At 74.3% G+C, this 14430-nt stretch carries 17 protein-coding genes; 6 read left to right on the top strand and 11 right to left on the bottom strand.

Annotation, left to right across the window (positions count from 1 at the left end):
* Nucleotides 1–6: 6 nt before the first annotated feature.
* The 3 genes from ACQP6G_RS03870 to ACQP6G_RS03880 form a co-directional block, all read right to left on the bottom strand.
* Nucleotides 7–687 carry a DUF6226 family protein gene (locus ACQP6G_RS03870; RefSeq protein WP_429762886.1) on the bottom strand — a complete coding sequence of 227 codons (681 nt, stop codon included), beginning with the start codon at nucleotides 685–687 and terminating at the stop codon, nucleotides 7–9.
* Complete coding sequence (locus tag ACQP6G_RS03875; protein ID WP_429762887.1) at nucleotides 684–1463, bottom strand: thioesterase family protein; 780 nt, start codon at nucleotides 1461–1463, stop codon at nucleotides 684–686. The genes ACQP6G_RS03870 and ACQP6G_RS03875 overlap by 4 nt, the downstream gene beginning before the upstream one ends.
* A 181-nt stretch (nucleotides 1464–1644) precedes the next feature.
* Nucleotides 1645–2532 carry a helix-turn-helix domain-containing protein gene (locus ACQP6G_RS03880; RefSeq protein ID WP_429762888.1) on the bottom strand — a complete coding sequence of 296 codons (888 nt, stop codon included), beginning with the start codon at nucleotides 2530–2532 and terminating at the stop codon, nucleotides 1645–1647.
* 113 nt (nucleotides 2533–2645) lie between these two features.
* Here ACQP6G_RS03880 and ACQP6G_RS03885 point away from each other — a divergent pair, with 113 nt between their 5' ends.
* Together ACQP6G_RS03885 and ACQP6G_RS03890 are read left to right on the top strand one after the other, a co-directional pair.
* Nucleotides 2646–3887 carry a multidrug effflux MFS transporter gene (locus ACQP6G_RS03885; RefSeq protein ID WP_429762889.1) on the top strand — a complete coding sequence of 414 codons (1242 nt, stop codon included), beginning with the start codon at nucleotides 2646–2648 and terminating at the stop codon, nucleotides 3885–3887.
* 26 nt (nucleotides 3888–3913) lie between these two features.
* A complete protein-coding gene (locus ACQP6G_RS03890) occupies nucleotides 3914–4933 on the top strand; it encodes a zinc-dependent alcohol dehydrogenase family protein (RefSeq protein ID WP_429762890.1) in 1020 nt (339 codons plus the stop codon).
* Between the two features lie 12 nt (nucleotides 4934–4945).
* On the opposite strand, the gene ACQP6G_RS03895 is transcribed toward ACQP6G_RS03890, so the two are convergent.
* From ACQP6G_RS03895 to ACQP6G_RS03920, 6 genes are all read right to left on the bottom strand, one after another.
* Nucleotides 4946–5587 carry a LysE family translocator gene (locus ACQP6G_RS03895; protein WP_429762891.1) on the bottom strand — a complete coding sequence of 214 codons (642 nt, stop codon included), beginning with the start codon at nucleotides 5585–5587 and terminating at the stop codon, nucleotides 4946–4948.
* A gap of 4 nt (nucleotides 5588–5591) precedes the next feature.
* Complete coding sequence (locus tag ACQP6G_RS03900) at nucleotides 5592–6815, bottom strand: Fic family protein (protein WP_429762892.1); 1224 nt, start codon at nucleotides 6813–6815, stop codon at nucleotides 5592–5594.
* A gap of 94 nt (nucleotides 6816–6909) precedes the next feature.
* Nucleotides 6910–8058 carry an FAD-dependent oxidoreductase gene (locus tag ACQP6G_RS03905; protein ID WP_429762893.1) on the bottom strand — a complete coding sequence of 383 codons (1149 nt, stop codon included), beginning with the start codon at nucleotides 8056–8058 and terminating at the stop codon, nucleotides 6910–6912.
* The gene (locus ACQP6G_RS03910; RefSeq protein ID WP_429762894.1) at nucleotides 8048–8284 is read right to left on the bottom strand and encodes a helix-turn-helix domain-containing protein; all 237 of its coding nucleotides are present in this window, start codon (nucleotides 8282–8284) and stop codon (nucleotides 8048–8050) included. Before ACQP6G_RS03910 ends, ACQP6G_RS03905 begins: the two co-directional genes overlap by 11 nt.
* Nucleotides 8284–8763, bottom strand: a complete 480-nt coding sequence (locus tag ACQP6G_RS03915) for a DUF2975 domain-containing protein (RefSeq protein ID WP_429762895.1) — start codon at nucleotides 8761–8763, stop codon at nucleotides 8284–8286. Before ACQP6G_RS03915 ends, ACQP6G_RS03910 begins: the two co-directional genes overlap by 1 nt.
* Before the next feature lie 81 nt (nucleotides 8764–8844).
* Entirely contained in the window at nucleotides 8845–9510 is a 666-nt protein-coding gene (locus ACQP6G_RS03920; RefSeq protein WP_429762896.1) for a hypothetical protein, read from the bottom strand.
* 57 nt (nucleotides 9511–9567) lie between these two features.
* Here ACQP6G_RS03920 and ACQP6G_RS03925 point away from each other — a divergent pair, with 57 nt between their 5' ends.
* The gene (locus ACQP6G_RS03925; protein WP_429762897.1) at nucleotides 9568–10815 is read left to right on the top strand and encodes a low temperature requirement protein A; all 1248 of its coding nucleotides are present in this window, start codon (nucleotides 9568–9570) and stop codon (nucleotides 10813–10815) included.
* Here the strand turns inward: ACQP6G_RS03925 and ACQP6G_RS03930 are convergent.
* Nucleotides 10739–11587 carry an alpha/beta hydrolase gene (locus ACQP6G_RS03930; protein WP_429762898.1) on the bottom strand — a complete coding sequence of 283 codons (849 nt, stop codon included), beginning with the start codon at nucleotides 11585–11587 and terminating at the stop codon, nucleotides 10739–10741. The two genes, ACQP6G_RS03925 and ACQP6G_RS03930, sit on opposite strands and share 77 nt — an antisense overlap.
* A 77-nt stretch (nucleotides 11588–11664) precedes the next feature.
* Here ACQP6G_RS03930 and ACQP6G_RS03935 point away from each other — a divergent pair, with 77 nt between their 5' ends.
* Genes ACQP6G_RS03935 through ACQP6G_RS03945 form a run of 3 tightly spaced genes read left to right on the top strand, consistent with a single transcriptional unit; the run spans nucleotide 11665 to nucleotide 14039 of the window.
* On the top strand, nucleotides 11665–12267 hold the full coding sequence (locus ACQP6G_RS03935) for a sugar O-acetyltransferase (RefSeq protein ID WP_429762899.1): 603 nt from the start codon (nucleotides 11665–11667) through the stop codon (nucleotides 12265–12267).
* Nucleotides 12260–12829, top strand: a complete 570-nt coding sequence (locus ACQP6G_RS03940) for a TetR/AcrR family transcriptional regulator (protein WP_429762900.1) — start codon at nucleotides 12260–12262, stop codon at nucleotides 12827–12829. Before ACQP6G_RS03935 ends, ACQP6G_RS03940 begins: the two co-directional genes overlap by 8 nt.
* Nucleotides 12822–14039, top strand: a complete 1218-nt coding sequence (locus tag ACQP6G_RS03945) for an MFS transporter (protein ID WP_429762901.1) — start codon at nucleotides 12822–12824, stop codon at nucleotides 14037–14039. Before ACQP6G_RS03940 ends, ACQP6G_RS03945 begins: the two co-directional genes overlap by 8 nt.
* On the opposite strand, the gene ACQP6G_RS03950 is transcribed toward ACQP6G_RS03945, so the two are convergent.
* Nucleotides 13993–14424: a VOC family protein gene (locus ACQP6G_RS03950; protein ID WP_429730887.1), complete on the bottom strand. Its 432-nt coding sequence runs from the start codon at nucleotides 14422–14424 to the stop codon at nucleotides 13993–13995. The genes ACQP6G_RS03945 and ACQP6G_RS03950 overlap by 47 nt on opposite strands.
* Nucleotides 14425–14430 lie beyond the last annotated feature (6 nt).

The raw sequence follows: 14430 nt of genomic DNA on the forward strand, positions 1-14430 counted from the left end.
CCTAGGTCAGTGCGTCGCCTCCAGCCACGACCGGCCGACCAGCGCGGTGCAGGACCCGGGCAGGCGGACGTCGCGGCCGTCGGCGAGCCGGCGGCACGCCCGCATGGCGTCGTCGAAGTCCCACGCCGTGCCGGTGCCTCCGTCCATGCTGCCGCCGTCGGGGTGCCAGGTCGCCGTCCAGCGGGGCGCCGTCAGCATGGCGAACGGCCCGGCGACCACGCTGAGGATCTGGTCGTCGATGTTCTCGAGCAGGTCGTTCGAGCCGAGGTCGCAGGCGTCGCACCCGCAGTCCGGGTGGCCGTAGTCGAGAAGGTGGGCGGTGTCCTGGACGGCGACGTGGAGCGAGTCCACGCCGTCCCCGTGCTCCGTGGGGCCGGCGTCCTGCTCCAGCAGCACGACCGGCAGCGTGCCCGGCACGGGAGAGGCGATCCGTACGCCGCGCGTGAACGCGCGCCGCTCCGCGGTGACGGGACCGAGGCGCTCGACGACGACGCCCGGCAGCGCGCCGAGCACCTCGGTCCACGCTCCGGCACGGCCGTGCACCACCCGGTACTTGTGCAGGTCGGAGACCCGCGAGTACTCCTCGTCGCGGGGTTCCACACCCTCGGGCCGGGGCGGGGGCCAGGACGGCAGACCGAGACGGTCGTAGGCGGCGGCCACCCGCGCCCGCAGGACGTCGGGGGTCACGGCGCGTCGAAGGCCCGGACCACGAGCCCCTGCGCGAGGGCGCCGAACGCGCCGCGCTCGTCGTGCAGCACGCTGGACGTGAGGCCGGCGCCCGTCGCGCCGAAGACGACGGTCGTGTCGAGGCCCAGCCACCCGCCCTCGGGCGCACGGTGCAGGTGCGCCGAGAGGTCGACGTTGGGGAAGGCGACGCGGCGCGGGTCGGCCCGCACCGTCATCCCGTTCGCGAGGTCGAACAGCCCGACGGTGCGGGCGAGGGCGCTCACGTCCTCGTCCTCGACGAGCGCGTGCCCGGTGCGGACCCAGACGTGCCCGCGGCCCGGCCCGGCCAGGGCGCGGCGCGCCTCGATCGACTCGACGAAGCCGCCCGGCCAGTCCGTCCCCGGGTCCCACGCGGGGGTCGCGTCGGGCCCCGGCAGCGCCGCGGGCGCGCCGCCCTCGAGCGCCGTCGTGTCGCCGACTGCGGTGAGCCAGGCCCGCAGCGTCACGACCGTGCGGCCGGCGCAGGCCACCGACGCCTCGACCAGCTCGACGCCGCGCCCCGGCCGCAGCACGCGTACGTCGGCGGTCATCTCCTCCAGGCGGTACGGGCCCCAGATGTCGAACGTCAGCCGGGTGGCGGCCAGGTCCTCGCGGCCTCGCTTCTCCCGGTCCGCCTCGACCAGGTGGGTGAGCAGCCCGAGCGTGGGGGCCACGTGCTGCTCGTCGGTCTTCCAGGCGCCGCCGACGTGCTCGGTGGGCTGGAACGTCGTCGCGCCGGTGCGGTGGAAGTAGGCCATGGGTGTCCGTCCTTCGTGGGGAGTGCCGGCCATCCTGCCAGGCCAGAACGGCGGGGACCCGCACCCGAGAGATGCCGACGGTGTTGCACCTGGCCAATCAAGGTGGGGTACTGCGCGAGCAAGTGCGCTTCGCGTCGTGGAGGACCCCCGGCACGCGTGACCTGCGCTCACGATCCGGGCCTCAGATGACCCTGCCCGCCGCGACGCCCCGGGCATCCTCGTCGGCCCCCCACGACGCCAGCAGCCGCAGCCGCTCGGCGGACGGCGAGCCGGGCTCCGCGGTGTACACGAGCAGCACCTGGCCGGGCTCGGCGGTGATGGCGAGCTCCTCGAAGGCGAGGGTCAGCTCGCCGACCACGGGGTGGCGGAAGCGCTTGGTGCCGGTGCCGTGGATGCGGACGTCGTGCGCGGCCCAGAGCGTGCGGAACGTCTCGCTGCGGGTGGACAGCTCGCCCACCAGGTCCTGGAAGGCCTTGTCGTGCGGGTTCCGACCCGCCTCCGCGCGCATCACCCCGACGCACATCTGCGCGAACAGGTCCCAGTCGGGGTAGAAGTCGCGGGCCGCGGGGTCCAGGAACTGGAAGCGGGCGAGGTTGGGCGTGCGCCCGCCGTCGCCGATGACGGGGGCGTAGAACGCGCGGCCCAGCGCGTTGGTCGCGAGCAGGTTCTGCCGCGGGTCACGGACGAACGCGACGGCATCGGTGATCGCCTCCAGCGCCCACTGCAGGCTGGGCCGCGGCTCCGCGGGCCGGGTGGTGCGGCCGCGCGGGCGCCCCGACGTCGGGATGCCGTCGGCCGCCCGCGCGAGGTCCAGGAGGTGCGCGCGCTCGGCGTCGTCGAGGTCCAGCGCGCGCGCCACGGCGTCGAGCACCGACGCGCTCGCGCCGGCGATCGCGCCGCGCTCGAGCTTCGCGTAGTACTCGACGCTCACCCCGGCCAGCATCGCGACCTCGCTGCGGCGCAGCCCGGGCACCCTGCGGTTCGAGCCCCCGGGCAGGCCCGCCTCGTCGGGGGTGACCTTGGCGCGGCGCGACATGAGGAACTCGCGCACCTCGGCTCGGTTGTCCATGCCGTCCAGGCTAGGCACGCAGGCGGTGCCGCGGCGGCCGTGAAGGGTGTACTGCCGGTACACGGTTCGTCAGGGACTCCCGCCGCGTCGCCGAGGGACGGACGCTGGGTGCCATGCCCGCTCCCGCCCTGCCTGCCACGGTCGTGCCCGCGCCGCACCGGTTCGCCCGGGTGCTGCCGGCGCTGCTGCTCCTGCTCACCGTCTTCGGCCCGATCTCGATGGACCTGTACCTCCCGGCGCTGCCCGCGCTCACCACGGACCTCGGGGCGGCGACGTCGGTCGCCCAGCTCACGGTGACCGCCTGCCTCGTGGGGCTCGCCCTCGGACAGTTGGTGGCGGGCCCGCTGTCCGACCAGTACGGGCGGCGCGGCGTCCTGCTGGTCGGCGTCGTCGCGTACGTCGCGACGTCGACGCTGTGCGCGGTCAGCCCCACCGTGGAGCTGCTGATCGGCGCGCGCTTCGTGCAGGGCCTCGCGGGCGGCGTCGGCATCGTCATCGCGCAGGCCGCGGGCCGCGACGTGTACGACGGCGGCGCCCTGGTCCGCTTCTACGGCCGCCTCACCGTGGTCGGCGGGCTCGCGGCGATCGTCGGCCCGCTGCTGGGCGGGCAGCTGAACACCGTCACCGACTGGCGCGGCCTCTTCGTGTTCCTCGCGGCCGCGGGCGCCGGCATCCTCGTCGTGGCGCTCGTCGCCTTCCCGGAGACGCTGTCCGCCGACGGCCGCACCGCCGGCGGCTTCGTCCAGATCGGTCGGGACTTCCGCGTGCTGCTGTCCGACCGGGTCTTCGTCGGCGCCGTCCTGCACCAGGGGTTCATGTACGCGGCCCTGTTCGCGTACCTGTCCGGCGCGACGTTCGTGCTGCAGGGCATCTACGGCCTGTCCCCGCAGGGGTACGCGCTCGCGTTCGGCCTCAACTCCGCTGGCTTCATGGCCTGCGGGTTCCTCGCGGGCCGGGCCGCGGAGCGCTGGAGCGTGCCCGGCACCCTCGCCGTCGGCACCGGGCTCGCTGGCCTCGGCGCGCTCGGGCTGCTGGTGTCGGGCCTGACGACGACGCCGCTGTGGGTCATCGTCGTGTCGCTGCTGGCCCTCGCGAGCGGCGTGGCCACGACCTCCCCGCCCGCGACGACGCTCGCTCTCGTCGGCTACCCGCGGCTCGCGGGCACGGCGTCGTCCCTGCTCGGCATGGTCCGCTTCGGCTTCGGCGGCATGGCCGCCCCGCTGGTCGGGCTCGCCGGCGCCGCGACGATCCTGCCCCTGGGCCTCGTCACCGTCGTCGCCGTGGCGCTCGCCGCGGCCGTCGCCACCTCCGCCGCCACCTCCGCCGCCCGCCGGCGTACCCCGATCCGCTACTGAGTCACACCAACGAACGGAGCACCACCATGCGTGGAGTCGTCCTGCACGCCCCCGGCGACGTGCGCGTCATCGAGCGCGAGGACCCTCGGATCATCCAGCCCACCGACGCGATCATCCGCGTCACCGCCACCTGCATCTGCGGGTCCGACCTCTGGCCCTACCGCGGCGTCGAGGACGTCCACGACGCCGTCATGGGCCACGAGTACGTGGGCGTCGTCGAGGAGATCGGCGCCGACGTGCGGACCGTCAAGGTCGGCGACTTCGTCGTCGGCTCCTTCTGGGCGTCGGACAACACCTGCGAGATCTGCGAGTCCGGCTACCAGGCCTACTGCGTGCACCGCGTGCTCATGGGCACCCTCGGCACCCAGTCGGAGCGGGCGCGCATCCCCCTGGCGGACGGCACGCTGGTCGCGACGCCCGGCATGCCCGACGACGATCTCGTGCCGTCGCTGCTCGCCGCCTCCGACGTCCTGGGCACGGGCTGGTTCGCGGCCGTCGCCGCCGAGGCAGGCCCCGGCAAGACGGTCGCCGTCGTGGGCGACGGAGCGGTCGGGCTGCTCGGCGTCCTCGCCGCGAAGCAGCTCGGCGCCGAGCGCATCATCGCGATGTCCCGGCACGCCGACCGGCAGGCGCTGGCCCGCCGCTTCGGCGCCACCGACATCGTGGAGGAGCGCGGCGACGCGGGCGTGGCCCGCATCAAGGAGCTGACCGGCGGGCTGGGCGCGCACTCGGTGATCGAGGCCGTCGGCACGCAGGAGTCGATGATGCAGGCCGTGCGCTCGACCCGCCCCGGCGGCCACATGGGCTTCGTGGGCGTCTCCCACGACGTCGCGCTGCCCGGCGACGACATGTTCATGGCCGGCATCCACCTGCACGGCGGGCCCGCGCCCGTGCGCCGCTTCCTGCCCGAGCTGATCCGCCTGATCTGGGACCGCGAGATCGACCCGGGCCAGGTCTTCGACCTCACGCTGCCCCTCGAGAGGGCGGCGGAGGGCTACGCGGCCATGGACGAGCGCCGCGCCACCAAGGTGCTGCTCACCGTCTGAGCCGGCCGGCGCTCAGGCCTTCGCGGGCGTGAGCACCAGCGTGCCGGCGAGGCCGAGCATCATCCCGCCGCCGGTGGCGCGGACGGCGGACAGCCGGCGCGGCGACCGCGCGAACCACGCGCGCGCCGTGCCGGCCAGCACCGCCCAGGTGCCGTCGAGCACCAGCGCGATGAGCGTGAACACCAGGCCCAGCACGAGCATCTGCAACGGCACGGCGCCGGCGTGGAAGTCGACGAACTGGGGGAGCGCGGCGACGAAGAACACGATCGTCTTGGGGTTGGTCGCGCCGACGACGAAGCCCTGCCGCAGGGTGGTCCACGACGACGCGGGACGCACCCGCGGGTCGACCGCGACGTCGGCGCCCTCGCGGCGGTGCCGGATCGCCTGGACCCCGAGGTACCCCAGGTAGGCGGCGCCGAGCAGCTTGACCACCGTGAACACGGCGACCGACTGCGCCACGACCGAGCCGACGCCGAGCGCCACCAGGGTGATCGGCACCAGCGACCCGAGCTCGTTGCCGACCACGCTCAGCAGCCCGCCCCGTCGACCGAGCGACAGCGACCTGCCGATCACGAACAGCACGCTCGGCCCCGGGATCGCGACGAGCACGACCGAGGCGAGCGCGAAGGCGAGGAGCGACTCGACGGGCGGCACGGGCTCAACCTAGCCCCGCACCGGGCCCGGAGGAACCCGGGCGCCGCGGTGCGGGGCGGGGGGTCGGCAGGGCGGTGGGCTGGATGCCAGGAACGAGGCGGTCCATCATCCGCAGCAGGCTCGGGGCCTGGTAGACCTCCGAGCGCCGGAACCGGCCGCCGGACGGTTCCAGGATCTGGGCGTCGAGCAGGTTGTCGATCACCTTCCGGGCCGTGACCCCGGATGTTCCGAGGGCCCGCTGGAGGTAGCGGGCGGTGACGACCGGTTGTTCGGCAAGGATGCGCAGGGCGTCGTGCACCTTCGAGTCGGAGCGGAATCGGGACACCTGCCCGGCCCAGTCGTGCTGCACCTCGGCAGCCTCGGTCAGGATGCGCTCGGTCTCGTCGCAGGCATCGGCCAGGATGTCGGCGAAGTAGGCGACGAACTGGCTCACCGCCTCGGACCTGTCGGCAGGGTCTCCGTGCCGGAAGTCCGTGAGGCGGCGGACGTACTCGTCGGTGTCCCGGCGCAGCACGACGGACAGAGGGAGCACGCCCCGCTCGAGCACGGCGGCGCGGGCGAGGTAGCCGTGCACGAGCACGCGCCCGGTGCGTCCGTTGCCGTCCTCGTACGGGTGGATCGTCTCGAACTGGGCATGGATCAGCGCTGCCTTGACCAGCGGACTGTCCGGGCTGCGGTTGGCGTAGTCCAGCAGGTCGCCCATGAGCGGCGGCACGCGCTCGGCCGTCGGCGCGACGTAGGAAGCGGTCAGCTTCGACGAACCGCCGATCTGGACGTCGACCTCGCGGTACCCACCCTTGTGCACGTGCGGCGCGATGGCACGGTGGATGTCGTGCACCGACACGTCGTCCCACGGGTCGCGGAGAGATTCCACGCCGTCGCGCACGGAGTTCAGGTTGCCGAGGATGGCGTGGGCGGTGTCGAGCCGGTCGAACTGATGGCCCTCCAGGCCGGGATCCAGGTCCTTGAGCTGGGCGACCATGACGTTCCGAGGAGTCTCGCGCAGCCCTTCCACCCACGAGGAGGAGATGGACTCGGAGCGCACCAGCGTCGCGTAGAGGATCGGCTGAGGTCGAGCGCGGAGCCGCTCGGCGGTGCGGGCGATGCCGGCGGAGACGTCGGTGATGGCCTCCAGAGCGTCGGCGTCCAGCAACGGCGCCATCCGCAGGTCCAACCCGACCGGGAAGTAGCGCCGGTACGCGCCGCCACGCCGGTCGGCCGACCGCATGGCACCGAGGTCAGGTTCCTGAACCTCTCGCACCCACAACGTGCGTTCGTCGGCGGACACGTCAACCCTTCCCTTCACCGAGCCACAGTTAAGCCTAGCGCGCTAGCCTTAACTGTGGCTTGGTGACAGGGTGAAGATCGGGGAACGACCCGTGCCCGAAGAGGATCCGCCGGGCGGCGGCGCGACCGGGCGGGGTGCGCAGCGCGGCGACGCCCGCGGCGGCGACGGCGGGCGTACGCACCAGCGACAGCCCGCGGCGCATCGTGAGCCGCCCGCGGAACCGGGCGCGCAGCGCCGCGCCGTCGTACCGCGAGAGCTCGCGCCGGTCGCCGGTGCGCAGGGCACGGTCGAGGACGTCGGCCGCGTGCGCGGACAGCCGCAGGCACGGGTCGAGGCCGCCCGCCGTGAGGGGCGAGACGGCGCCCGCGGCGTCGCCCACGAGCAGGCCGCGCGGCCCGGCGATCCGGCGCAGCAGCCCGCCCACGGGGATAGGGCCGGCGCGCCGCTCGACGGCGTCGGGCACCGGCGCGCCCGCGAGGCCGGGCGCCGTGGCGGCGAAGCGGCGCAGCGCGTCGCGCAGGCCGTGCGGGTACCGGTCGGGATACCCGGCGACACCCACGTGCGCGTGCTGGCCGTCGTCGAGCACCCACGCGAGGTACCCGGGCGCGAGGCGGGGGTCGAGCACGCAGTGGAAGGCGGGCACGACGCCGGCCCGGTGCGGAACGGAGAAGACCTCCTCCGCCCCGACCAGCAGCTCGCGGTTGCGGTCGAGGCCCAGCTCCCGCGCGACGGCGGACCGGGCGCCGTCGGCCCCGACGACGAACGTCGCGCGCGCCTCGACCGGGCCGCCAGGACCGTGCAGCAGGTGCACGTCGCCGCGCGAGCCGAGGTAGCGGGTGCCGAGCTCGATCCGCACGCCCGCGACGGCGGCCCGCGCGGCCAGCTCCAGGTACAGCGCGGCCATGTCGCCCACGCGGAACTCGTCGTGCCTGCTGTCGAGGGTGACGGGGTCCCGGTGCGACGGCGGGTAGAGCACCATCCGCCGGACCGGCGGCCCGAGGTGCTCGGGCGGCAGGTCGAAGTCCTCCAGCGTGCGGCGCACGAAGATGCCGGTGGTGCGCACGGTGGTGTCGAGGCGGGTACGCCGGTCCGCGAGGACGACGTCGTGCCCGTGCCGCGCGAGCTCCGTCGCCGTCCACAGCCCGGCGAGCCCTGCCCCGACCACGAGCACGTCAGCCCGCATCGTGCGCACCCCCGTCGGGCTCGTCGTCGACCCACTCCAGCAGGTCTCCCGGCTGGCAGCCGAGCACACGGCACATGGCCTCGAGGGTGGCGAAGCGGACGGCCTTGGCCCGCCCGTTCTTGAGGACGGCGACGTTGGCGGGCGTGAGCCCCACGCGTTCGGCGAACTCGCCGACGCTCAGCTTGCGCCGGGCGAGCTCCACGTCGAGGCGGACGACGATCGGCATCAGATCACCCCGTCGAGGTCGGTGCGCAGCTCGGTGGCCTGGCGCAGGAGCGCGCGCAGCACCACCATCAGCAGCCCGACGGCGGCGCCCACGAGCAGCACCCCGAGCAGCAGCGCTGCCAGCCCCGCCAGCCCTTCCGCGGCGACGAGCAGCGCGAAGGCCACCAGCACGAGCAGCCACGCCCCGGCCACGGCGGCCACGATGCCGTTGACCCAGACCATCGCGTGGTCGGAGAAGATCCGGTCGTCGCGCACCATCGTCAGCAGCCGCCACGTGCACACGATGACCGCCTCGACGCAGGCGAGGCCGACGACGGCGAGCACGAGGAGCGGCCAGCGCAGGGGAGCGAGGTCGGGGGACTCGTCGGCCATCCGCGCGAACGCGGCGGGCAGCACGGCGACCTGGGTGGCGACGAGGGCGGCGAAGACGGCGACGAGCAGGCCGCGGAGCGGTCCGACGAGGCGCTGGGTGCGGGACATGGCGACGAGAGTGCCGCCCTACCTATCGAAAGTCAATAGGTATCGATCGCTTCGCAGTGTCTCCGCAGGATCTCCCCGCGGTCAGTCGTCGCCCTCGAACAGCCCGCCGTCGAGCAGCCAGTGGTAGCGCAGGCGCAGCGCGCGCTCGGTGCTCGCCAGGATCGTCGCGACCAGGAGCGCGACGTTGAGGCCCGCGGGCAGCCGGACCGGCGAGGTGAACGCGCCGAACCGCTCGGCGACGGGCGGGACCTGCGAGATCTGCTCGACGATCTGCGGGACGCCGAGCACCAGCGCGACCGCGAGGACGACCCAGGCGACCGCCCCGATGCCGCGGCTCAGGCCGGGGCGGTCGCGCTCCAGGCGGGCGCGGCGCCCCTCGGCGGAGGCGGGGTCGGGCGCGAGCTGGCGCTCGCGGCCGTCGGGGGTCACGTAGTGGCAGCGGCGGAGCCCGTAGCTGCTGGTGGCCACCTGGACGACGCCGCCGGTGACGGGGAGCTCGGCGGGGAGCCGCGACGTGGCGGCGTGCACGCCGTCGCGGTAGAGCCGGGCCCGCACGTCGCCGTCGTCGGAGTCGCCCCAGAGCCGCACGTCGACCGACCACCGCTCGGGCACGCCGCCGTCGCCCACGAGGTCCAGGTGGAAGAGGGCGCGGGACAGCGGCTGCCACCACCGGAAGCGCTGCAGGGCGTGCCCGTCCCCGGGCCTGATCCGGCGCGCGGCGCGCCGACGTCTGCGGTCCGAGAACATCCCCGGCAGCGTAGCCGGGCCCGCGACCCGTGGCCCGTCGGGCACGACGGGTGCACGATGGCTCGCGTGAGCACGCCCGAGACGCCGCCGCGGTCCCGCCTGGTACGCATGGCCGCCCGCGACCCGCACGAGCCGGGCCGCACCGCGAGCCCGCTGGAGCTGTTCTTCGACCTGGTCTTCGTGGTCGCGGTGAGCGTCGCGTCCGTCCAGCTGCACCACGCCCTCACGGAGGGGCACGTCGGGAGCGGGCTGCTGTCGTACGGGATGGTGTTCTTCGCGATCTGGTGGGCGTGGATGAACTTCACCTGGTTCGCCACGTCGTTCGACACCGACGACTGGCTCTACCGCGTGCTGACGATCGTGCAGATGTCGGGCGTGCTCGTGCTCGCCGCGGGGATCGAGAGCGTGTTCGTCGACGGCGACTTCACCGTCGTCGTCGCCGGGTACGTCCTCATGCGCATGGCGATGATCGCGCAGTGGCTGCGCGCGTCCGGCACGGACGGACCCACCCGCGCCGCGACGCGCGCCTATGCCGCGGGCATCGCCGTCGTCCAGCTCTGCTGGCTGGCCTTCCTCGCGCTGCCCCCGGGCTGGCAGGGCGCGGCGTGGGTCGTGCTCGCCGCGGCCGAGCTGGCCGTCCCGGTGGTCGCCGAGCGCCGCGGCCGCACCCCTTGGCACCCGCACCACATCACGGAGCGGTACGGCCTGTTCACCCTGATCCTGCTCGGCGAGAGCCTGCTCGCGTCGTCCAACGCGATCATCGAGGCGCTGCACGACGAGCAGGACCTCGGGTCCCTGATCTCGATCGCCGTGCTGACCGTCGTCGTGACGGCCGCGCTGTGGTGGATCTACTTCTGGCCGCCGCACCACCGCGCGCTGGGGGAGGACGCCCGCCTGTCGCGGTCGCTGCGCTACGGCTACGTGCACTACTTCGTCTTCGCCGCCGCGGGCGCGTTCTCCGCCGGCATCGAGGTGGAGATCGACGCGCTCACCGGGCACACCGCGCTGTCCGACGTCGGGGCGTCGTTCACGGTCACGATCCCCATCGCCGTGTTCGTGCTGGGCGTCTGGTGGCTCGCCATCCGTGACAACGCCGACCGTGTCGTCAACACGGTGGTCCCGGTGGGCGCGCTGCTGGTGCTGTGCGACCCCGTGATCCCTGTGCCCGTCACCCTCACCGCCCTGATCATGGTGGTGATCGTCGTGGTGCTGGTGCTGCACCCGCCGCTCAGCGCGACGCGACCTCCGCGAGCAGGTCGGCGGCAGGGGCCGGGTGCACCAGCCATCCCAGGTGGCTCGAGCTGAGGTCGCGCACGTCGTACGGGTTGTCGGGGGTCAGCGCGTCGCCCTCGCGGATCATCCGGTCCTGCATGGCGAGCGGCATGCTCGCGTCGTGGGTGAGCCGCACGAAGGTGCGCGGCAGGGTGCCCCACGTGGCGGCCTGCGCCCGGTCGTCCGAGGTGCCGACGTCGAGGTTCTCGTCAGGCTGGAAGCTGTTGAGGAAGGTGCGGAACTCGTCGTCGGTGCCGTCGGCGAGGAACGCGGCCTTGAGGCCGGCGAGCACGTCCGGGTCGGCGGTGCGGAAGTTGCAGCGCAGCAGGCCGACGTCGGCGGGGTTCGCCGCCGCGGCGCCGGCGACCGCCGCCGGGTCGAAGGACGCCATCTCCGGCTCGGCGTAGTAGTCGCCCACGTCGAGGTCCACCGGTGCCCACGCCGACACGTACACGAGCCGGTCGACGAGGTCGGGGCGGGCGTTCGCGACCGCGGTCACGGTGACGCCGCCACGGCTGTGCCCGACGAGGACCACCGGCCCGTGCTCGCGCACCCGCTCGAGCACCCCGATCACGTGCGCGGCGTTGTCCGCGAGGGTCACGCCCTTGATCGCGCCGGGCGCCGTCGCGAGCCCCGCGAGGTCCTGCGGCGCCTGGTACTCCACGGGATACGTGGCGGCGAACCCGTGGCCGGGGAGGTCGACGGCGAGGGAGCGGAGGCCCCGCAGGGCGAGCTTCGCCTGCAGCGGCGCGAACGAGAAGGAGTTGGCGAAGGCGCCGTGGACCAGCACGAGAGTCGGATTCACGAAAGAGACGATAGCGACTTCCCGGTCGGCGGCCACCGGTGTCGGGCGGGCCGGGAGCACTGTGTACGATCGTACGCATGACGACCGACCACTTCGCCGGTGACTCGCGCACGAACCACGAGCGCATGATCGCCGGTGACCTGTACATCGCGGACGACCCGGAGATCGAACGACGCGCCCAGCGCGCCGCCCGGCTCCAGGACGAGTACGCCCGGACCGCGCCGGGCGACCCGGCGGCCGCCGGGTCGATCCTCGCCGACCTGCTCGGCACACTGGGGGAGGGGGCGGTGGTCCGGCCGCCGCTGTTCGTGGACTACGGGGAGAACCTCCACGTCGGCGCGCGCACGTTCGTCAACTACCACCTCACCGCGCTGGACGTGGCGCCGATCGTCATCGGCGAGGACTGCCAGATCGGCCCCAACGTGCAGCTCCTGACCCCGACGCACCCCGTCGAGCCCACGCCGCGCCGCGACAAGCTGGAGGCCGCGAAGCCCATCACGCTGGGCGACAACGTGTGGCTCGGTGGTGGTGTCATCGTCTGCCCGGGCGTCACCATCGGCGACAACTCGGTGATCGGAGCGGGCTCCGTCGTCACGCGTGACGTCCCGGCGAACGTGGTCGCGGTGGGCAACCCTGCGCGCGTGGTCCGCAGCATCGAGGAGGACGCCCCGCGTGGCTGAGCGCCGCGCACGCCGGACCGACCCTGGGCGGCGCGACCGGATCATCGACGCCTGCCTCGACGTCGTCGTCGCCGCGGGCGTAAGCGGGACGTCGCACCGCCGGGTCGCCCAGGCGGCGGACGTGCCGCTCGGCTCCATGACCTACCACTTCACCGGCATGGACGAGCTGTTGCGCGAGGCGTTCACCCGGTTCGCGCACGCGGGGAGCGACGAGTTCGAGCGACGACTCGCGGGCGCCACCAGCCCCGACGAGGCGCGGGCGGCGGTGGTCGGCCTCGTCACCGACCTGTCCACCACCCGCCGCGACCTCGTGCTCACCCACGAGCTGTACACGCTCGCGGCGCGCGAGCCGTCGTTCCGCGACATCACGAACGCATGGATGGCGCGGTCGCGCCGTGCGCTCGAACGACACTTCGACCCGACGACGGCCCGCCTGCTCGATGCACTCGTCGAGGGCCTCGTCCTGCACCGCGCCCTCGACCGTCCAGACGAGCGGGGCGACGGGGGGCCGCACGACGCCGGCCTGGTGGCCGACGCCGTCGAGAGGATCACCCGTGCCTGACCCGAACCGCCGCCGCCTGTCGCTGTTCTCGCTGACGCTGCTCGTCGGGCTCGGCATGTCGTCCTGGATCACGCGCACGCCCGACGTCCGGGACGGGCTCGGCGCCTCCACGGCGGGGATGGGGCTGGTCCTCTTCGGGCTGTCCGTCGGCTCGATGACGGGCGTGCTGTCGGCGGGGCCCGTCGTGCGCCGCCGGGGCGCCCGCCCGGTGATCCTCGTCGGCTCCCTGCTGGTGGTGGCCGGCGTCGTGGTCATCGGCCTGGCCGCCGCCGCGGGCCTCGCGGCGGGGGCGTTCGCCGGCCTGCTGCTCGTGGGCCTGGGCGGCGGGCTCGGCGAGATCGGCCTCAACATCGAGGGCGCGGCCCTCGAGGTCGAGTCCGGGCGGCCGGTGCTGCCCGCCCTGCACGGCAGCTTCAGCCTCGGCACCGTGGTCGGCGCCCTCGTGGGCATCGCGCTCACGGCGCTGGACTTCCCCGTGGTGTGGCACCTGCTCGCGATGGCGGCGGTCATGGCCGCGCTCGTGGCCTGGGCGATGCCGGGCATCCCGGCGGGCACGGGGCGCGAGGAGGTCCGGGAGGCGGGGGAGAGCGCCCCACGCGAGCGCCGCCCCAGCGTGTGGCGCGACGGGCGCCTGGTGCTCATCGGCGTCGTCGTGCTCGCGATGGCGTTCGCGGAGGGTGCCGCCAACGACTGGCTGCCCCTGCTCATGGTCGACGGCCACGGGATGTCGGCCACGCACGGGTCGCTGGTCTATGCCGGCTTCGCCGCGGCGATGACGGTGGGCCGGTTCGCGGGCGGGCCGGTGGTCGAGCGGTTCGGCCGCGCCGCGGTGCTGTCCGTGAGCGCCGTGTGCGCGATCGCCGGCATCCTCGCCGTGGTGTTCGCGCCGAGCCCGGTGGTGGCGGGCGTCGCGGTGGCGCTGTGGGGCCTCGGGGCCTCGCTCGGGTTCCCGGTCGCGATCTCCGCGGCGGGCGACGACCCGGAGCGCGGCGCCGAGCGCGTCAGCGCCGTCGCCACCAGCGGCTACCTCGCGTTCCTCGTGGGCCCGCCGCTGCTCGGCTTCCTCGGCGAGCACCTGGGGCTGCGGCTCGCGATGCTCGCCGTCGTCGTGCTGCTCGTCGTGGCGGCCTTCGCCGCCCGCGCCGCCGCGCCGCGCCCCCGGGTCACGCCTCCCGGGCCGCCAGCACCGCGGCCCGCTCGGGCTCGCTGAGCAGGATGCAGAACTCGTTGCCCTCCGGGTCGGCGAGCACCACCCAGCCGCCCTGGCCCTCGGGGCTGCGACGGTCCGCCACCTGCGTGGCGCCGAGGGCGAGCAGGCGCTCCACCTCCTCGGCCTGCGTGCGGTCGGTGGGACGCAGGTCGAGGTGGCCGCGGTTCTTCACCGTCTTGGGCTCCGGCACCTCGATGAACAGCAGGCGCCCGTGGCTCTCGGCGGGCGCGTCGTGGCCGGCGGGCGGCACGATCATGCACTCCTCGTGGCCGGGCAGGTTGGGGTCGCCCGGCACGTCGACGTAGCCGAGCACCTGCTTCCACCACTCGGACTGGGCGTAGGCGTCGCGGCAGTCGAACGTCGTGTGCGAGATGCGTGAGGTCATCCCCGC

It is taken from the genome of Isoptericola nanjingensis (assembly GCF_050311635.1).
Taxonomy (GTDB): Bacteria; Actinomycetota; Actinomycetes; order Actinomycetales; family Cellulomonadaceae; genus Isoptericola; species Isoptericola nanjingensis.